The sequence below is a fragment of the Streptomyces sp. DSM 106670 genome, from assembly GCF_055792845.1.
This window is the reverse complement of sequence record NZ_CM147704.1, coordinates 7,642,975-7,662,415: the sequence shown is the minus strand read 5'-3', so window position 1 is coordinate 7,662,415 and position 19,441 is coordinate 7,642,975. Positions and strand designations below refer to the sequence as shown.

The 19,441-nt window shown below is 75.1% G+C and carries 12 protein-coding genes; 3 read left to right on the top strand and 9 right to left on the bottom strand.

Translation table 11 applies throughout. The annotated features are described in order from the left end of the window. Positions 1–13 precede the first annotated feature (13 nt). The 5 genes from ACSMXR_RS33885 to ACSMXR_RS33865 are packed head-to-tail and all read right to left on the bottom strand — an operon-like array spanning position 14 to position 13,207. On the bottom strand, positions 14–1,795 hold the full coding sequence (locus ACSMXR_RS33885; protein WP_473170643.1) for a hypothetical protein: 1,782 nt from the start codon (positions 1,793–1,795) through the stop codon (positions 14–16). Further along, positions 1,792–5,907 (bottom strand): vWA domain-containing protein, encoded by a 4,116-nt coding sequence (locus tag ACSMXR_RS33880; protein ID WP_473170642.1) that lies wholly within the window; start codon positions 5,905–5,907, stop codon positions 1,792–1,794. Before ACSMXR_RS33880 ends, ACSMXR_RS33885 begins: the two co-directional genes overlap by 4 nt. A 3-nt stretch (positions 5,908–5,910) precedes the next feature. Beyond that, positions 5,911–7,149, bottom strand: coding sequence for an ATP-binding protein (locus ACSMXR_RS33875; RefSeq protein WP_473170641.1), 1,239 nt, complete (start codon positions 7,147–7,149; stop codon positions 5,911–5,913). After that, positions 7,146–12,350, bottom strand: coding sequence for a hypothetical protein (locus ACSMXR_RS33870; RefSeq protein WP_473170640.1), 5,205 nt, complete (start codon positions 12,348–12,350; stop codon positions 7,146–7,148). Before ACSMXR_RS33870 ends, ACSMXR_RS33875 begins: the two co-directional genes overlap by 4 nt. Beyond that, a complete protein-coding gene (locus ACSMXR_RS33865; protein ID WP_381850720.1) occupies positions 12,347–13,207 on the bottom strand; it encodes a DUF4132 domain-containing protein in 861 nt (286 codons plus the stop codon). Before ACSMXR_RS33865 ends, ACSMXR_RS33870 begins: the two co-directional genes overlap by 4 nt. 238 nt (positions 13,208–13,445) lie before the next feature. Between ACSMXR_RS33865 and ACSMXR_RS33860 the strand changes: the two genes are divergently transcribed. After that, positions 13,446–14,300, top strand: coding sequence for a methyltransferase domain-containing protein (locus ACSMXR_RS33860; protein ID WP_473170639.1), 855 nt, complete (start codon positions 13,446–13,448; stop codon positions 14,298–14,300). Positions 14,301–14,404: 104 nt separating this feature from the next. On the opposite strand, the gene ACSMXR_RS33855 is transcribed toward ACSMXR_RS33860, so the two are convergent. Continuing rightward, positions 14,405–15,856 carry a dihydrolipoyl dehydrogenase family protein gene (locus tag ACSMXR_RS33855; RefSeq protein ID WP_381850714.1) on the bottom strand — a complete coding sequence of 484 codons (1,452 nt, stop codon included), beginning with the start codon at positions 15,854–15,856 and terminating at the stop codon, positions 14,405–14,407. A 145-nt stretch (positions 15,857–16,001) separates the two neighbouring features. Here ACSMXR_RS33855 and trxA point away from each other — a divergent pair, with 145 nt between their 5' ends. Next, positions 16,002–16,400: a thioredoxin gene (gene trxA / locus ACSMXR_RS33850; RefSeq protein WP_137228133.1), complete on the top strand. Its 399-nt coding sequence runs from the start codon at positions 16,002–16,004 to the stop codon at positions 16,398–16,400. 120 nt (positions 16,401–16,520) lie between these two features. Here the strand turns inward: trxA and ACSMXR_RS33845 are convergent, their stop codons facing one another. Next, the gene (locus ACSMXR_RS33845; protein WP_030081637.1) at positions 16,521–16,793 is read right to left on the bottom strand and encodes a hypothetical protein; all 273 of its coding nucleotides are present in this window, start codon (positions 16,791–16,793) and stop codon (positions 16,521–16,523) included. 55 nt (positions 16,794–16,848) lie between these two features. After that, the gene (locus tag ACSMXR_RS33840) at positions 16,849–17,871 is read right to left on the bottom strand and encodes a LacI family DNA-binding transcriptional regulator (protein ID WP_218523814.1); all 1,023 of its coding nucleotides are present in this window, start codon (positions 17,869–17,871) and stop codon (positions 16,849–16,851) included. A gap of 145 nt (positions 17,872–18,016) precedes the next feature. On the opposite strand from ACSMXR_RS33840, the gene ACSMXR_RS33835 reads away from it, so the two are divergent. Then, the gene (locus ACSMXR_RS33835; protein ID WP_030081633.1) at positions 18,017–18,484 is read left to right on the top strand and encodes a type II toxin-antitoxin system PemK/MazF family toxin; all 468 of its coding nucleotides are present in this window, start codon (positions 18,017–18,019) and stop codon (positions 18,482–18,484) included. A gap of 85 nt (positions 18,485–18,569) precedes the next feature. On the opposite strand, the gene ACSMXR_RS33830 is transcribed toward ACSMXR_RS33835, so the two are convergent. Then, a complete protein-coding gene (locus ACSMXR_RS33830; protein WP_473170638.1) occupies positions 18,570–19,391 on the bottom strand; it encodes a TIGR02452 family protein in 822 nt (273 codons plus the stop codon). Positions 19,392–19,441: the final 50 nt, after the last annotated feature.

Here is a 19,441-nt window from a genome sequence, read left to right as displayed (position 1 = left end):
CCCACGGTGTGTCCTACGTGGTCGGATCCCAGGCAGTTGAGCACAGGGATTCGGCCACGGCGGCCGTGTAGCGGGCGGCGGCCAGCCAGTAGGCGGCGAAGCCGTCGGTGTCGGCCGGGAGCAGGCGACCGAAGAGATCGCGATCACGCCGGGCCGCCGAGGCGCACAGGGCGGTGAGGAGTCCGGCGGCCGTGGGAAGGCCGGCGCGGCGGATCCGCGAGGTCTCGGCGGTGACATCGCCCAGCATGCCGAGGGCGGCGCGGCCCGCCGGAACCGTCTGTTCGACCCGGCGCTCCAGGAGATACAGGGGCGACTGCCCGACGGAACCGGAGGGCTGCGGCGGGGCGAAGTGCGCGGGGGCGGCCGGGTCCGGGAGGTCGGCGCGGCGCAGCCGGTCGAGACCGAGGTCGATGGTGCCCGCGCCGGTGGGGTGCGAGCACGCGAGGAGGGTGAGCCGGGGGTGCGGGGCGGGAGCCAGGCGGCCGATGATCCTCAGCCGGGCCCCCGGCGCCGCGGCCAGCAGTGCCAGGTTGTCGCGGTGCGCCAGCGCGGGCTCGTCGTCGGCGACGGCGAGCCGGACCCGAACGCCTCCCTCGCACAGCGCCAGCAGGCAGGTGCTGCCCGGCTCCCGTACCGCGCCGAGGAGTTCGACGTCCAGGAAGAGCAGGTCGCTGCCGCCGCCGTCCGGGTCCGCGTAGCGGGAGGTGGACCGCAGGGCGCGGGCGACCTGTTCGGACGGCGGTGTCTCCCACAGGGCGGCGAGCGGTGGTTCCGTCCACGCCGCACCCCGGGCGGTGACGGCCCTGACGCCCTTTCCGGCGCCCAGTCTGCCGTCCGGCGAGACCGTCGCCCCCGACACGGCCAGGCCCGCCCGGCCCAGCTCCCGGTGGGTGAGCGCGCTGTCCCCCAGGCGCACCGCCCGGTCGGCCACACCGAGGGCGCGCCCCGCGCCGCCGGGCGCCACGTCGCCGACCGTGAAGAGGCGGCCGTCGGCTCCGGCGACCCAGGTGCGGACGCCGCCGTGCCCCGAGTCGGTGACCACGGGTTCGGTGAACAGGCCGTACAGGCGAAGCGAGCCGTCCGGACTGTACGGGCGGCGCGCGCGGCCCCGGACGGCAGCCAGCTCCGCTCCGGACGCCGTCCCCACGCGGCGGGCGGTGCCCAGGAGTTCGGCCAGGGCCGTGACGAGGTCGGCGGTGCGGTAGGACGGGTCCCCGGCGCGGGCCGCGCGCAGCAGCGTGACGACCGCCAGTGCGGCGCCCGCCGCCCGCGGCAGATGACGGAGCCGGGCGGTGTGCGCGGCACGGAGGAGGGCCGACTGGGTGACGGCCCCGGCCCCGTCGACGCCGGCCTCCAGCACGGCCGCGCCCGCCGCCCACAGGGCATCGGCGGCGGCGCGCTGGGCCGGGCTCGCCGTCTCCGGCGGGGAGGCGTTGCCGAGGTCCGCAGCTGAGGGCGGTCCGGGGGCTTCGGGGGTGGGCTGTTCGGCGGGCTCCGGCGCCGGGTCGGCGGTGGGGGCGGCACAGGCGGCGGCCGCGCGGTGGACGCAGGCGGGGGCGAGGAGGCAGCCGCAGGTGATGTCCTCCGCCTTCGCCACCACGCCGCCCGGGGCGTGCAGGCGCAGCTCGGTCTCGTCGTCGACCTCGATCGTCGTGGTGTCCCCGTCACGGTGCGTCGGGCGGGCGGCGAGCTTGGTGACCGCCGCGTCCAGCCGCTTGCGCAGCCGGGGCGAGAGGTCCTCCACGAGCGTGGCCGTGACCTCCGGTGCCACGGGCGGCAGCCGGTCGTCGTTCATGCGGTCTTCTCCCCTATCCAGCGGGCCAGTTCGAGTGGGCTGAGGGCCGCCACGGGCATACCGGCGGCCACGAGCTGTCCGGCGACGCCCGTCGAGTAGCGGGGCCGGCCGGCGTCGTCGAGGCTCGCGCACCCGAGGACATGGCAACCGGTGTTCACCAGGGCCCGCACCTCGGCCAGCAGTCCGGCGAGCGGCGCGCCCTCCTCGAAGTCGCTGATGACGACGACGAGGGTCCGGGAGGGCACCTCGATCAGCCCGCGGGCGTGCCGGAGCCCGGCGGCGATGTGCGTGCCGCCGCCCACGCTCACTTCCAGCAGGAGGGAGAGGGGGTCGCGCACATGCCCGGTGAGGTCGACGACCTCCGTGGAGAACGCCAGGAAGTGGGTGCTCAGGGTCGGCACCCCGGCGAGGACGGAGGCGGTCAGCGCGGACCAGATCGTGGAGGCCTCCATGGATCCGGAGACGTCGGTGACCAGGATCAGGCGCCAGTCGGCCGATCTGCGAGCGCGACTGCGGAAGACGGGCTTCTCGGGGATCACCCGGATCGTGCCGTCGGCGGTCCGGCGGGCGGTGGCCAGATTGGCGCGCAGGGTGCGCGGCAGGTCGAGCCGGCCCCCGGGGCGGCGGGTGGGCCGGGCCGTCGTCGCGCCGGTCAGCGCGGGCCGCAGCCGGGTGGCGAGCTGTCGGGTCAGTTCGTCGACGAGGTGGCGCACCAGTGGGCGGAGCGCCGCGAGGCGGGCTTCGGGAAGGCCGCCGGCGTACTGCAGGATCGTCCGGAGCAGTTCCACCGAAGGGGTCGCGGCGGCGGGGTCGAGCTCGGCCAGGACGTCCTGCCGCCCGGTCACGGCCGCTGCGGCCAGGACCTCTTCGCGGACGCCGGGGCCGAACAGCGCGGCCAGTTCCTCGGACCACTCGCGGACGCCGGGGAACGACGGCTCCCGGCCGCCGCCCGCTCCGGAGCCGTCCTGCCCGGGGAGGCCGCCGCGGGAGCCCTCGCCGTGTCCCGCGCCGTAGAGCTCGTCGAGCGCGGTCGCCAGGCGGGCGGCTCCGGGCGGCAGCCGGTCGGCGCTCCGGCCGAGCACGAGCCGCCAGCGGTCGGCGGGCGCGAGGGTCCGGGCAGGAGTCGGCTCTGTGGCCGCCCCGGTGGAGGACGCTGAGGCAGGGGTCGCCCCGGCAGGGGGCGCGGTGATGGTGGGCACCGGGGCGGCCTCGGCAGGGGTTCCGGGCCCGACGGCCGTGGTGGGTCGGGGCGCGGCGCGGTCGACGGACGGCGGTGGGAGCCGGTCGTCGTGGGCGGGTGCCGTGACCGGAAGGCCGAGTGCGGTCAGGAGCTCGCGGGCCGCGAGGTCGGCGGCCGTACGGCGGGCCAGCTCGGCCGGATCGTCCGCGTCGAGGTGGTCCACCCGTTCGCCCAGCCGTTCCTCGACGGTGCCCAGCAGGCGGTCCCGGGCGGCCGGACTCAGGGTGTCGAAGCCACCGCGCAGGGCGGGCAGCCGGGCCAGGAACGCGGAGTCGTCCAGCTCGACGACCCGGTCCAGCAAGGGGTCGAGCGCGCCGGCCCCGACGGTCAGGAGCGGGCCCGCGACCGTCAGGACTCCGGTGAGGCGGGCGGTGAGCGTGGCCCGGGAGGTGCTGTCCACGGCTCCGTCCACCCAGGAGGCGACCCGCTCCCCGAAGGCCCCGGCCTCCTCGTGGCCGGTGAGCACGCGGACCGCTCCGGCGGCCGCGGCGATCAACGGGGCGCCGTCGGCGGCCAGCCGGGCGAGGGCGTCGATGAGCCGGATGCCTCCCAGCCGGTCGGCCCGCTGGGCCAGTTCGAGCAGGGCGCGGGCCTCCTCGGGCTTCTCGGAGCCGGCCAGGCCGTCGACCTGGCGTACCGCTGCGGCGGTCAGCAGCTCCGCCGCGTGCGCGGTGCGGGCAGCCCTTGCGGCGTCGGCGGCGTCCGGGGCCGCAGGGCCGTGGAAGGGGTCTTCGGGGGCGTCCGACGGGTCTTCGGGGCTGTCGGGTGCGGCGAGGCCCGGCAGATGGCCCGCGTCAATGCTGTCCAACAGGTCGAGCCCGGCGAGGAGTTCGGGAAGGGTTCCGCTCGCGGGGAGCACGGCCGCCAGTTCGGTCAGCCGTTCGTCGGCCGGGGCGGGCAGCCCACAGCCGGCGGCCTCCGCGAGTCCGCGCACGACCTGGGCGGCGGTCGGGCCGCCTGCCGCGCGCTCGGCCGCGTGACGCTGCCGCAAGACGCCCTCGGCCGCCTGGGCCGGGGTGACCCCGCGGGCCCCGGCCGCGGTGAGCATGGCGGCCGTCGCCGGGGTCCACCGGACCCGCCAGCGCGTCGTCAGCCCTTCCCCGCCTGCCGCGCCGGTCACCTCCTGCTCCTGCGCGTAGGGGATGCCGCACACCGTCAGCCTGCGCAGCAGCAGTTCGCGGCGGCGGTCCAGGGCGGAGCGCGCCGGGTCGAGCCGGAGGTCGCGCGGCGCCTTCTCGTGCGCGTCCTGCGGCCCGGGGAGTGCGAGGGCCTCGGTCTCGGCCTCGACGGCGGGGCCGAGGCCGCTGCGCGGAGTCGCGGGCGCGGGTCGCCCGGTGCGGGATCCGATGAGGACGCGTTCGAGGGCGTGCGCGACGGCGCGGCCCGTGCCGTAGGTCTCGCCGCGGCCCAGCACCGTCTGCACGGCTTCCAGGAGTTCACCTCGGCCCGGCGCGGGCAGATCGCGCAGTCGGGCCAGGTCACCGGCGACCCGGACGATCTCCCGGCCGTCCGCCGGGCCGTACGGGTGGCCCTGTTCGCGCAGGGCGGCGCAGAGCCGTACGGCGGTACGGACCAGCGCCTCGTGCACCGCGGCCGGATCCCCGGCGGCCTCCAGGACGGTGTGCTGCCACTCCGGGTCCCGGATGCCGGCCGGGTAACCGGACCGTGAGTCGAGCAGCGGGTACGTGTACGGGATCAGGGAGACCGTGCACCCGGCGGCCCCGGCAGCGTCGTCGGCGTGCCGGACCCGGCTCGGCTCCGGCACGGCGGCCGGGGCCGGCGCGGCGTCGGGGCCCGGCGCTCCCGGCTCCGGTACAGCGGCCACGCCCGGCACTTCCGGTTCCAGCACGGTGGCCGGGCTCGGCGCTTCCGGTTCGAGCGCGGTGGCCACATCCCCCGCTTTCGGTTCCAGCACAGTGGCCAGGACCGGCACTCCGGGCTTCGGCACAACAGCCACGTCCGGCACTTCTGGCTCCGGCACGGCAGCCACACCAGGCGCCCCGGCCTTCCCCGCAGCCACGGTGGTCCCCGCCACCCCCGCCACCCCCGCCGCCCCAGCGGCAGACAGCAGCAGCGCCGGGGTGTGGAAGGCCCCCACCACCACGGCGGGACGCCGCCCGTTCGCCAGGGCCTCGGCGACATGTCCTCGCATGCACGCCTCGCGCACCAGGTCCGTACGCTGCACCCCTCCCCGCGCCTCGGCCTCATGGCGCAGCGCCCAGCCGGTGAGCAGGGCGGCGCGGCGGAGCGCCTCGGGTGTCGAACCGGGCGCCTGGGCCTCCACCAGGCGGTCCCACAGGTCGTCGCCTTCCCGGCCGGTGAGCCGGGAGCGGAGCGCGACGGACAGCCCGAGACCCTCCCCCGGCACAGGTTCCGAGGATGCTCCGGGGCCGCCCTCCGACCACGCCCGGTCGGCCATGGGCAGATCGCAGGCCACGGCCGAGACGCCGTTTCTCGCCGCCCAGCGCAGCGCGACCAGTTCGGGCGAGAAGTCCGCGAACGGGTAGAAGGCCGGGCCCCGTTCACCCGCCGGGCCGGCGGCGGGCACGGCGGCCAGCGCCACCGGGGCCTCGGTCTCCTCATGGGCGAGCCAGCTCAGCCAGGGCTGGAACTCGGCAGGCAGTTCGACGAGGAGGACGTCGGGGGCCGCCGCGTCCAGCAGCTCCGGCAGGGCGGCCGCCAGCGAGGGCGCGTGGTGACGCACCCCGATCAGGAACGGCGCCCCGGGACCGGCCGCCGCGAGGGCCGCCACCGCGGCTTCCGGGGTGGCCGGCCCGCCCTCCGCGCCCCGTACCGGGGAATCGGTCCGCGCGCCGGTGGCGGGCGACGCCTCGGCGGTGGCGCCCGGCCCGGGAGTGGTCGACTCGTTCATCTGTCAGTTCTCCAGCACCGAGCGCAGATCCCACAGGGCGCGCCAGGTGGCCGAACCCTGCTCCGCGCGCCTGCGCACCGGCCCGTCCCAGTACCCCAGCAGCCGTGCCGTGTCGGCGGGGTCATCCTTCCGGACGACCCCGAGCAGATGGCCGGGCAGCAGGGAGAGCACGTCCCGGTCGCCCGGGAAATAGGCGGCGGCCAGGCCGAGGGCGCCCGCGACGGAGACCGCCTCCGCCGTGCTCATCACCGTCGAGGGGCGTTCGACCTCCCAGCCCTCCACGGAGCGGCCGTCGCGCAGGTCCCGGAAGGCGGTGACCAGCGCTTCGAGGACCGCGTCGTCCACCTGGTAGGCGACGCCCACGCGTTCGACGGCGGCCCGCGACTGGCGCCGGACGAGCGCGGTCTCGGCGTCCACGTCCCCGATGGGGCCCACGGTCTCGAAGTTGAAGCGCCGCTTCAGCGCTGCCGACATCTCCGAGACGCCCTTGTCCCGGAGGTTGGCGGTCGCGATGAGGGTGAAGCCGGGGGCCGCGTGCACCTGGGCGCCCTCGCCGCCGGCCAGCTCGGGCACCGCGATCCGCCGCTCGGAGAGCAGGGAGACGAGGGCGTCCTGGACCTCCGGCAGGCAGCGGGTGACCTCCTCGACCCGGGCGACGGCGCCCCGGGTCATGGCGGTGAGCACCGGGGAGGGCACGAGGGCCTGCTCGGTGGGTCCCTGGGCGAGCAGCAGGCCGTAGTTCCAGCCGTACTTGAGCTGATCCTCGGTGGTGCCCGCGGTGCCCTGCACGGTGAGCGCGCTGGTCCCGCAGACGGCCACCGACAGCAGCTCGGAGAGCATCGACTTGGCGGTGCCGGGTTCGCCGACGAGGAGCAGCCCGCGCTCCCCGGCGAGGGTGACCACACACCGTTCGACCAGGGCGCGCTCACCGACGAACTTCTGCTCGATCACCAGTCGGCGCGGCACTCCGGCCGCGGGCCGGGCCCCCTTCGGCAGGCTCAGCGCGTCCGTCGAGCTGCCCATCACGAAGGTGACGACGGCACGGGGGGTGAGCAGCCAGCCGGGCGGGCGCGGCCCCGGGTCGTGGGCGGCGAGGAAGGCGAGCTCGGTGGCGTACCGGTCCTCGGGCAGCATGATCTGCCGTGGCGTGCGGCCGGGCGCCGTCGCCTGCCCCGGGACGCCCTCCGCGGTGACACTGTCCGTGGTGGAGCTGTCCGTGGTGGTCGTGGTGTCGTTCGTCATCGGCGGCGGCCCTTCCGGGTGGCACGGGTGTTCAGTTCTTCGAAGGCGGGGGCTTCGCCGCCCCGGACCCGGGTCCAGGCGGCCGCGTACAGCGCGGGGACGGGGAGGTGCGGCAGGGTCCGGGCGGACCCCGCCGACGGGTACAGGCTCTCCTTCCAGGTCTCCAGCGGCAGCCCGGGGGCGCCGCGCTCCAGCCAGCCGCAGGGAAGGAAGAGGGTGCGGCCGGCGCGGGAGCGCTTCGCCTCCACGACGAGGTCGGTGGCGGCGAGTTCGGTGCGGGCCTTCTTGATCCGTGCGGGCTTCCACCCGGTCCAGCGGACGCAGTTGCGGTCGGTGGGGTCGGGCAGGGCGAGCAGCATCAGATAGAGCGCTGCGGCGTCGGCGCTCAGGCCTAGGGTGTCGGCCGCCTCGGCCACCAGGTCCGGCACCGCGCGCGTCGGGTCCTGGGCCGGGTGGGGCGCGGAGCCGTCGGGTGCGCCCGCCTCGGCCAGGCTGTCGCTCTCCTGGCTCAACAGGGCGCGCAGGGCGAGCAAGTCGCCGGTGCGCTGCGGGCCGACGGTGCCCTCGACCAGGCCGAACGCCGGGTCGTCGGGGCCGTCGAGAGCGGCCGGGCGGATCAGCAGCTTCTCGCTGTCGCCGTACCCGGGGGCGAGGAGCAGCGCCGATCCGGCCCGGACCAGTCCGTCGGCCTCGGCGCCGCCGGACTCGGGGAGCCCGTGCGCCGCGCGGATCGCGGGGCCGAGGGAGACCCCCGAATCGGTCCAGTCCAGACCGAGGTCCAGGACCAGTCCGGGGTCGGCGAGGCGGCTGCGCAGGGCCGCGAGGCCGACCGGCAGGTGGGCCCGCAGAGGGTGGCCGTACGGCAGCGTGTACGCGAGGGTACGCAGGGCGGTCAGGGCGTTCGAGACCGCGCCGCGTGCGCTCACCCGGTGGAGGGCCGGTCGGGCGCTGCCGTCCGGTACGGGGGTGCCGTGGGCGAGCCAGCTGCGGGTGCCCGCATTGAGGATCAGGTCGACGGAGGCGGCCGTGGCGCCGCTGAGGTCGAGGTCCAGCTCCTCGGGGACGCGGACGAGGGAACCCAGCCGTTCCCGCCACACCTCGGCTGCGGCCCGGACGTCGGGGCCCGTGGACCACAGCTCGGCCGGGTTCCCGGGCAGCAGCGCCCGGAGCACGGTGTGCCGCTCGTCGTGCGGCAGGGCATCCAGCCGGTCCTGGGCCGTCTCGAAGGCGCGGGTCTTCGCCCCGAGGAGGGCCAGCGCCTCGGCGCCGGGCTCCTTGACGGCGGCCGACAGCAGCGCGGTGGCCTGGAGGGGGCCGATTCCGGTGGCCGTGTGGAACGCCTCGGCGGCTTCCGGACGCCAGGGCGCCGGGCCCTTCTCCCGTACCAGGGCGGTCAGCCGGGTGAGCCGGTCGCGGGCGATGCCCTGCCGGTGGACGTGATCGCGGTCGAGGGTGAAGCCGGGAACGGGTCCGAAGGCTCCGGTCGGGTCGTGGTCGAGGGCGAGCCAGCGGGCCGCGTCGTCCCGGAAGTTGCGGCCGTGGTCGGCCAGGATCACGACGGTGCGGGAGCCCTTGCGGAGCACCTGGCCGATGCGGTGCACGGCCTCGGGGCGTCCCGTCCGGCCGAGGGTCGTCGTGTCGAGCGGTTCGACGAGGTCCACCCGCCGGACCGTGCCCGCCGGGTCGGCCAGCGGGCCCGCGGCGAGCGCTTCCAGGAGCACGAGGAGCCCGGCGCGGTGCTCGGGGGAGGTGGCCTCCGAGGCGGCCCGGTAGGCCAGTTCGGGCAGCTTGTCGAGGAGGGTGGTCCAGGTGAGGGATGCCCCGGGCACCGTGTACTCGTCGCGCTGCCAGCCGTCCACGGGGGTGAAGGGGACCTTCGACGGCGTGGGCGGGCCGAACGCCGGCTCGCCGCCGAGGACGTGGTTGACGGCGAGGATCTGCCGGATCGCCGTCCACCGGTGTCCCCCTCCCCACCAGCTGCCGCGGATCTGGTCGGAGCCCCAGGCGGTGGCGGCCCGCAGAGTCGTGTCGTCGCCGTGCTCGGGCTCGTGGTCGAAGAACATGCCCTGGGTGCGTGCGGTGTATTGGGGCGTGACCGGCTGCGCGGGTGCGGGCGGTTCCAGGTACTGGGCGACCGCGACGGCCCGGTCCACCGCGTTCCGTACGAGCGCGGTGACGCCCGCGAGGAGCCGTACGTCGGACACCTCGGGCAGGACCCGGGCGACGGCCTCCTGGCTCATCTCCCGCGACGAGGGGCCGGTGTACTCCTCGACCGCGCGGAATGCCTTGAGGTGCCGGGCGACCGCGGCGGCGACCTCGTCGAACAGCTTTTCGGCCCGGGCGTCCGTCAGCTTCCGCAGGGCGGCGGAGCCCTGCTCGTCCCTCGGGCGCAGGGCGTGCCAGTAGACGGCGGGAGGCACGTAGGGGGTGCCCGCAGCGTCGTTCCCGCCGGAGGAGTCGGTGCCGACGGACCACAGGCCGCCGCCGGTGCCGTCGGTGTCCGCCGGGTGCGCTTCGACGGACCGGTGGCGCAGGACCGCGACGGGCCGCGACCCGCCGGGCAGGGTGAGGGCGCCGAGCGGCACCACGGTGGCGCCGTCGGGCAGCGGGTGCGGCAGGGTGACCGTGTGGCCGTCGGGGGTGCCGGCGACGGTCCGGTCCCCGTCGGCGGGGGCGGCCGTCCCGGGCTCGGTGGCGGTGCGGCGGACCCAGCGGCCGAGCACCGTGCCGTCCGTGCCGAACGGGGTGGTCTCCAGGCCGGGCTGGAGGGGCAGCACCTGGCAGTGCTCGGCGAGCAGCCGGGTGCCGTCCCGCACCCCGGAGCGGAGGAATTCCGGGAGGGAGGCGCGGCCATGGGCGCCGCTGACCGGGTCGTACTCCAGCCACACCGTCCGGGTGCCCTGGTGGCCCTCCCGCCAGTGGCCGGTGCCGTCGGCGAGGACGGCGCGCTGGGGCGGGAGGGTGGTGTCGCCCGCGTGCAGGGCCTTGCCGCCGGTGGCGCGGCCGCCGCCGGGCAGCGGAACGCAGACCTCGTCCGTGAGGCTGGGGCGGCCCCAGCGGGGGACCTGGTCGCCGCCCACGGTGAAGACCTCGGCGGGGCGGTGCGACCAGTAGCCGCGCTGCTTGCCGTCCTCCCACCAGATCACCAGCAACTCGCCGTCGACGAAACGGAAGGCGGGCGTCCGCCACTGGTCGGTGGAAGGAGGCAGTCGCAGGGTGTGCCGCAGCAGAACGCCTTCCGGACCGACGACGACGGCCCGCTCCGGCGTGCTCAGGATCAGCGCGGGCCAGGCGCCGGTGACACCGACGTTCTGCGACCGGTTGTTCCCCTGTCGCGATACGGCGGCGACCTCGGCGGCCAGTTCGGCGTAGGTCTCGTCGAGCGCGGACCAGCCCAGTTCGTCGAAGACGCCGGTGCGCAGGGTGGCGGCGAGCAGTGGGACGATGTCGTGCTCTTCGAGCAGGCGCGCGGCCTCGGGGGCGACGTCCGCGACGACGGCGCGGAACGGCGAGAGCTTGTTGAGGGCGATGCGCAGCCCGGGGAGTCCGCGCGCGGCGGTGTACTCCTCGGCGCAGCCGGTCAGCCACTCGCGCAGGAGGACGGAGAGCACCGGGTGCGCCGCCAGCTTCGCCATACCGGCGTCGCTCAGCCGCTGACCGCGCCCGTCGCCGAGTCCGCCGACGTTCCGGCGCAGGAGGTCGCGGAATTCCGGGTGTTCGGCGACGGCGGTGAGATTCCGCCGTCCGGGCGCGTCGTCGGCGAGCCACTGGCCCAGTGAGAAGCCGTGCGACCGCCCGTGGCCACGGCCCGTCTGCTCCTCGTCCGGCTCGGCGACGGGAACCCCGGAGGCCAGGCAGAGATCGAGAAGGTCCAGGTCGGCGGTGCGCTGCCAGCTGCCCTGGAACAGTTCGACGGGGCGTCCGTCGGCGCGCAGCCGGTCCGTCATCCGGGCGGCGAGGTCCAGGGTGCGCGGGCTGCGGCCCGAAGTGGCCCGGTTGCGCCGCCGGTAGGCCTCCCAGCGGGCGAGCCAGTCCGCCGGGGAGACGGTCGCGTCAAGGGGGCCGGCGGAGTCGGCGGACGTCCGGTCGGCGGCTCCCGGGAGGGCGGTCAGCAGTTCCTCGGCGCCGGAGTCGGTCAGCAGCGCGAGCCAGCCGGATTCACCGTCCGAGTCCCGGCCGCCCTCGCTGAAGGTCTCCGGGAAGAATCCGAGCAGCCGGGCCCGTACGGACACGTCCGCCCGGGCGAGGGCGATGAGCGCGGAACCGTAGGTCGTCCAGAACGAGGCGGGGGCGCGGACGACTCCGGGAGAGCCGATCAGATCGGCCACCAGCTCGCGTTCGGCGCTCTCGCGGTCCAGCCCGGCGGCCTTGATCAGTGTGCGTACGTCCTGCGGGAGCGCCGCGTAGGGCGGCATGCCGGCCGCGCAGCGCTCGACCAGCAGTCGGCGGAACTGCGCCCAGGCGTCCGCCGGTGCGAGCCGGGCCACCAGGTCGCGCACGTACTGCCGCAGCGCCTTGACGGTCAGCGCGCCCGCGAGGGCGAACTCCAGGAAGACGGCGCGCTGCCGGTCCTCGTCCACGACCAGGCCGTGGACCCGTTCGGCCTCGCGGGCCTTGCCGAAGAAGGAGGCGGCGTAGGTGGCGTTCTCGGCCTGGAGGAAGAGGCGCGCCACCTGCTCGTAGTAGGTGGGGAGGAAGTGCGGGACGGCCCGGCCGAGCCGGGTGCCGAGCTCGTCGAAGCCCTCCTTGGCCGCACCGGCGCGGGTCTTGGCCTGTCGGCCCAGCCGCTCGATGTCCTTGACCAGGGCGAGGGCGTGGTGCCCGTTGGCCGGGTCGTTGACCAGGGCCCAGGCCGGGAAGCCCAGCGTCTCGCGGCGGACCTGTCCCACGACGGGGGCGTCCGCGGTCCGGGCCAGTCCCAGGAATTCCAGGGCCAGATCCTCGGCCTCGCCGAGTGTGCCGGGCACGAGCCGGACCACCGGGCGGTCCCCGAGGGCGGTGTGCGTGTAGGTGCGTGCGGTCAACGTGTCGGCGTCGTCCCGGTCGGTGGCGCCGGCCGGGAGGATCGCGCCCGCGTCCAGCAGGGCCGCCGCGCGGGCCTCGTCGGCGAGGGCGGAGGTGCTTCGGCCCCGCTTCTGGGCGGGAAGGGGCGCCGAGCCCGCTGCCGTCGTGTTCGCTTCGGTGTTCGTCGTGATGCTCATGCCGCCCGCTCCTCGTCCTCCACGTCGCGACCGGCGTAGAGCGCCGCCGCCATGCGCATGCCCTCGGACCACGCCACGGCGCCGACCTCGGCCGCCGTCAGCGCGCGCCCCGACGCGTCGCTCCAGCCCAGCGGGCCCGTCTCGGTGTCGTACGCGTCGTATCCGTCGTGTTCGCCGATCCAGATGCGCGCCTCGACCCCGGAGCCGTCCTCGACGACCGGGCAGACCGCGTATCCACCGCGCGACCGGTACCCGAGCTGGGTGACGCGGCCGTGCAGGAAGCGCAGTTCCTTGAAGACGCCGCCTGCGTAGGTGTCCACGGAGGTGGTGTCCGGGGCGAGTCCCGCGGGGCGGTGCCAGACCTCGCGGAACAGCTGCTCCACGTTCTGGCGGACCTCCAGCTCGACCGCGAACTCCCGAAGGTCGTCGAGGTCGTCGAGGAGGACGGGGTGGGGCACGCGGACGACGTCCGGGGTGATACGGACCGTGTCGCCGTCCAGGTCGACGAGGCCGAGACCGCGCTCCGGATCGACATCGCGCAGGAAACCGGCGACCCCGCCGTCCTCGCCGGTGACCACCACGTCCCGCAGAGCCGCCTGCCACGCGGGGTCGGGCCAGACCCGGGCGAGCACGGCCGTGGGGACGGGCAGCGAACGCACCATCCACTGCTCGACGTCGCTCAGGCACCGGCGCTCGTGCCGGTCCAGCCACTCGGTCAGCTGCCGGAGACCGACCACCGCCGGATCGTCCTTCAACGAAGCCGGGACGGACTTCAGCCGCCGGCCCTTCCCGTTGCGGCAGACCACCTTGCCCGCCTCCAGAGCGACTTCGTAATCGCCCGCCGAAACCCACCCCATGCGCTGTTCTCCCCGTTGTTCCGAACAGCCGCCGCACCGGCGGCATGCTGATGAATCCCGTCGACGGCGACGCACCGTGACGAGTGGGAAAAACTCTAGACGGCACCAGTGACAACGCGGAGGGCACGGGGCACCAGGCCGTACGGCTCAGCCCGATATCGCTTGCTCCGGCCTGTCGGGGCACCGAGAATCTGCTTCTGCCCGCCGACCCGACCAGCCGAGCATCACGAAGGACTCTGTGAACCCCTCCGATCTGCGCGCCAAGGCTCCCTCGCTCGCGGCCGCCATGGCCGCCGCCGACCACGGCCCGGACGTCCAGCTGTCCCAGACGCGCCACCGCGCGGCGCTCGTGGCGGGCTGGGACATCACGCCGGGCTCGACCGTCCTCGAACTCGGCTGCGGTCAGGGCGACATGACCGCCGTCCTCGCGGAAGCGGTGGGCCCCACCGGGCGCGTGGTGGCCACCGACGTGGCCGAACCCTCCTACGGGGCGCCGGTCACCCTCGGCGAATCGGCGGCCCGGCTCTCGGCCGGCCCGCTCGGGCCCCGCATCGACTTCCGCTTCACCACCGACGTGCTCGACTCATCGGTCGCGTTCCCCGAGAACGCCTTCGACCATGTGGTGCTCGCACACTGCTCCTGGTACTTCGCCTCGCTCGCACAACTGCGCGACACCCTCGCCCGGGTACGGCCGTGGGCGCGACGCCTGTGGTTCACCGAATGGGACTTGACCCCCGCGTCCCACGACCAGCTGGCGCACCTCCTCGCCGTGCTGGTCCAGGGGCAGATCGAGGCCGCGGGATCGCACGGTCAGGGCAACGTCCGCACGCCCTTCTCCCGCGAAACGCTGCTGCGGCTTCTGCCGGAGGCCGGCTGGACCGCGGACGAGTGTCGACCGGTCGACACCGAAGACCTGCAGGACGGCGACTGGGAGATCGCCGCCTGCCACGCCCTCACCGCGACGCAGGAGCGTATGGCCGCGCTGCCCGAGCCGCTGCGGCGGCTCGTCCAGAGCCAGACCGACGTGCTCCGGGCCGTCGCCGAACCGCGCGGCAATCGCTCGCTCCCCGCGTACACGGTCTCCGCGCGCTGAACACCTCCCGGGTGCGGCCGCCGACCCGGCATCGCACGTCAAGGTTTCCGACGCTGTGGGTACTCGACAGCAAGTGCTCGACGGCAGGTGCTCGGCGGCGGTTCCTACCCTCGGTACGTCTCCAGCAGCCGCAGCCACACCTCGCTGATGGTCGGGTACGCCGGCACCGCGTGCCACAGGCGGGCGATGGGCACCTCCCCCGCGACCGCGACCGTCGCCGAGTGCAGGAGTTCGCCGATGCCCGGGCCGACGAAGGTGACGCCGAGGAGGATCTCGCGGTCCAGGTCCACGATCATCCGGGCGCGGCCCCGGTAGCCGTCGGCGTAGAGGCCGGAGCCGGCGACCGAGGCGAGGTCGTAGTCGACGGCGCGGACCCGGTGGCCGGCGCGTTCGGCCTCGGCGAGGGTGAGGCCGACCGATGCGGCCTCCGGGTCGGTGAAGACGACCTGCGGGACGGCCGCGTGGTCGGCGGTGGCCGCGTGGGCGCCCCAGGGGGCTGTGTCCGGGGCGGCCTGCTCGGCGCGGGCGGCGATCGCCGCGCCGGCGATGCGGGCCTGGTACTTGCCCTGATGGGTCAGCAGGGCGCGGTGGTTGACGTCCCCGACCGCGTACAGCCAGTCCGTGCCCTCGACCCGGCAGCTGTCGTCCACGGTGAGCCAGGAGCCGGGTTCCAGCCCGATCGTCTCCAGGCCCAGGTCGTCCGTGCGCGGGGACCGGCCGGTGGCGAAGAGGATCTCGTCGGCCTCGATGCTCCCGCCGTCGTCCAGCTCGACGGTGACCGGGCCGTCCGGCGCGGGCCGCCGCACCGCGGTGACGGAGACGCCGGTACGGATCCGGGCCCCGGCCTCCGTCAGCGCGTCGGCGATCAGCTCGCCCGCGAAGGGCTCCATCTTCGGGAGCAGGCCCTTGCCGCGGATCAGCAGGGTCACCTCGGAGCCCAGCGCCTGCCAGACGGTCGCCATCTCGACGCCCACGACTCCCCCGCCGACGACCACGAGCCGGCCGGGCGCCTCCTTGGCGCTGGTGGCGTCCCGGCTGGTCCAGGGGCGGACCTCCTCGATGCCGGGGAGAGCGGGGACGACGGCCCCGGTGCCGGTGCAGACGGCGACGGCGTGCCGGGCGGTGAGCCGGTGTTCCGTGCCGTCGGGGGCCGTGACGGAGACCTCGCGGGGGCCGGTGAGTCGGCCCGTACCCCGGTACACGTCCGCTCCGACGCTCTCCAGCCAGGCGACCTGGCCGTCGTCCTTCCAGTGGCTCGTCTCCTCGTCCCGGTGGGCGAGGACGGCAGCGACGTCGAGCGGGCCCTGGACGGCGTCGCGCAGACCCGGCACCCGGCGGGCGTCGGCGCGGGCGACGACGGGGCGCAGCAGCGCCTTGCTCGGCATGCAGGCCCAGTAGGAGCACTCGCCGCCGACCAGCTCGGACTCCACCACCGCGGTGGTGAGCCCGGCGGCGCGGGCCCGGTCGGCCACGTTCTCGCCCACCGGCCCCGCGCCGATGACCACCACGTCGTAGGGCGAGGGCTCGGAGCCCTCGGGGATCGCTGCATCAGGCATGGAAGCGGCATCAGTCATGGAAACAGTGTCGTCGCGGGTGTGCGCCCCGGCCACATGGGCAGGCGGAATAGCGCAAGTGCAGTCACCGTTGTGCCGGACAGGACCCGACAGGACCCCCACGGGCACAGGAAGAGGTACCCCAAGCATGAGCACCGTCGAGCTCACCAAGGAAAACTTCGATCAGGTCGTCAGCGACAACGAATTCGTCCTGATCGACTTCTGGGCTTCCTGGTGCGGCCCCTGCCGACAGTTCGCGCCGGTCTACGACGCGGCCTCCGAGCGCCACCCCGACCTGGTCTTCGCGAAGGTCGACACCGAGGCGCAGCAGGAGCTGGCGGCGGCCTTCGAGATCCGGTCGATCCCGACCCTGATGATCGTCCGCGACAACGTCGCGGTCTTCGCGCAGCCCGGTGCGCTGCCCGAGGCGGCCCTGGAGGACGTCATCGGACAGGCCCGGAAGCTGGACATGGACGAGGTCCGCAAGTCCGTCGAGGAGCAGAAGCGGGCGGCCGAGGCCGGGGAGGGGCAGCCGGAGGCCCAGTAGCCGCCCGACCGGCGCACGGCACCGAGCGAGGGGCCCTGACGACCCGCACCGTGGACATCGCGGTGCGCGTGGCGGGCCCCTCAGTCGTGTGCGGCAGCCGTGACCGGCGGCTCGTGATCCTCAGGACGCCGGGCGCTCGCCCTCGGCGCCCGCCACGCGGACGGACATGCCGTAGTCCAGTTCCTCGCCGTCGATGAGCACGGCCTCCACCGTCCGGGTCGCCGGGTCGACGTCCGCCTCCATGCCCTCCCCCGCGTACCGGGGGTAGCCCGAGGCCCCCGTCTCGCCGGTGGCGGCGACGACCGCGGACCGGATCGGCCGGCCGGGGGCTCCGGTCCGCGTTCTGCTGTGGTCGGGGATGAGGAGGAGCTCGTAACTCTGCGGATGGCTCATGCCTCCGACGCTAGACATCCGCCGGGCGCCGCGCATGTCGTCGCGCCGGAGGCGGTCAGCTGGATTCGCGGTGCACGGCGCTGGTGCGGAGCAGGTCGTGGTGGAACGGCGGCCCGCCCGGGTGCTGGACCATGCGGTCGATCGTCTCGGCCAGCGGCTGCGGCATCGCCAGTTCCATCCGTACGGTGCTCAGCCTCGGGCGCAGCAGTCTGCCGATCAGCAGGTCGTCCGCGCCGATCACCGCCGTGTCGGCGGGCACCGCGACGCCCGCGTCCTGGAGGGACCGCATCAGCAGCATGGCGTACTCGTCGTTGTACGCGAACACCGCGTCCAGGCCCAGTTCCGGCCAGCGGGCGGCCAGCTGGTGCGCGGACTCCTCCTCGTACCGCAGCGGGAGCGGGCAGACCCGGGCCCCCACCGGTTCGGCGGCGCGTCGTGCCCCGGTGAGGCGGGGTTCGGAGAAGGGCGACCGGCCCGGTTCCTGGGGCATGACGACCCCGATGTGGCGACGGCCCCGGGCCACCAGATGTTCCACCGCGCTGGCTCCGACCTGGCGTTGGTCCATCACCAGGCCGTGCGCTCCGGCCACCGGGTCGGGGCCCAGGGTGATCACCGCCTTGGCGCCGGAGCGGGTCAGGATGCCCGTGCCGTGCGGGGTGAGGGCGATGCCGGGAGGTACGACGACGGCGACGGGCCGCAGTTCGGCCCAGGCCGTGGCCGCCTCGTCGGCGGTGAGCCCGACGCTGCCGTACTGGACGACGGTGTAGTCCAGGCGGCGCAGCCCCGACTGGAGTTCCTCGAAGAAATACTGGTGCAGCGGTCCCGCCGGTATGTGTCCGGAGGGCAACAGGACCATGCGGCTGTGTCCGGCGCGCAGACTGCGGGCGGCCGCGTGCGGAACGTAACCGAGTTGGAGGGCGGCCTCCCTGACCCGGCGTCGGGTGGGTTCGCTGATCCGGACGGTGGCGTTGTTGTTCAGTACGTACGACACGGTGGCCCGGGACACTCCGGCGAGGCGCGCGACATCCGCGCTGGTCGGAACGGAGACTTCGGCGGGCTGCTTGGGTAACTGGCTCATGGCGTCGGGCAGTCTTCCAGACCCGTGGGAGCGGGTTTCGGCCCGGGGCCCGCAGCACCGGTCACGGTGGCCGGAACGCCGCCCCGCGGCCCCGCTGCGACGCCCCCCTCCCGGCATCGGGCGGCGGAGGTTCTACGGTGTTGCGATGACGTTCCACGACAGCGCGTACCGATCCGACAACCCCTTTGACGTGCCCGGCAGCAGCGGGCCGACCGCCACCGTGCAGGCCGATCCCGATGATGTGGGGTCCGTGCGCACCTCGTACGCCCCCGATCGCGACGGTGATCCCGACCCCGGCGAGATCGTCTGGACCTGGGTGCCCTTCGAGGAGAACGACGGGCGGGGGAAGGACCGGCCGGTGCTCGTCGTGGCCCGTGAGGAGGCGGGCACGCTGCTCGCCGTCCAGCTCTCCAGCAAGCAGCACGACCGGGACCACGAGTGGGTGGCGCTGGGCGCGGGCCCGTGGGACAGCTCGGGGCGGCCGTCCTGGGTCGATCTGGACCGGGTGCTGCGGGTCCACGAGGACGGGATGCGCCGGGAGGCGTGCGCCCTGGACCGGGAGCGTTTCGACCTGGTCACCGGGCGGCTGCGCGAGCGGTACGGCTGGAGCTGAGCGGACCCGCTGCGATCGGGGCGGCCGGCATCAGGTCGGGTCGGGTCAGGACGGGTCGGGTCAGGTCAGGTCAGGTCAGGTCAGGTCAACTGAAGGTCCGGGCGAAGGCGGCCCGGACGGCGGATTCGGGGTCGCGGTCCAGGATGCCGAACACGATCTGCTCGAAGTGGCCGCCGAACCGGCCGCCCGCGCCGAGCAGCGCCCGGAACGCCTCCGCCACCTGTGCCGGGTCGTTCCGGAAGACCCCGCAGCCCCACGCCCCGAGGACGAGCCTGCGGTAGCCGCGTACGGCCGCGACCTCCAGCACCCGTTCGGCCCGGGAGGCCAGGGCGGCCGGGATGCAGTGGGCCTCCTCGGGGGTCTGCCGCTGGATCACCCCGGCGTTGGGCGCGGGCGAGGTGAGGAACCCCGCGGTGTACGGGGCGTCCAGGAAGCGGCCCCGGTCGTCGCGGAAGACCGGCACGCCGGGCGAGTGGATCACCCGGTCGGTGTAGAAGGCGCTGCGTTCGGCGCGGTGGTGCGCGTAGTACTCCGGGGCGCGCAGAAGGGTCGCGTGGAGGGCCGATCCACGGCACAGCGCCTCCTCCTGGGCCTGCGCCCCGTTGAGGTAGCCGCCGCCGGGGTTGCGGGCCGAGGCGTAGCTGAGGACGGCGACCCGGCCGGGTGCCTCGCCGGTCATCCGGCGGGCCGCGGCGAGGCTGCTCTCGCCGGTGACCTCGAAGTGCGGCGTGCGGTCGGTGTCGAGCGCGGCGACGGGCACCGGGTCCGGTCCGTAGAGCCTGGTGCCGGACAGCGCGGCGGTCACGGCCCGTTCGATGGACACGTCCTGACCTGCCGCGTTGCGATATCGCCCGGCCTCGACGACCGCTTCCGTATCGCGCGCGATACCGCGCAGCCGCGCGCTCACCGGCGCTCCCCCGTGTGGTGCATACGGGGCATGCTGACGGGGAACGCGGC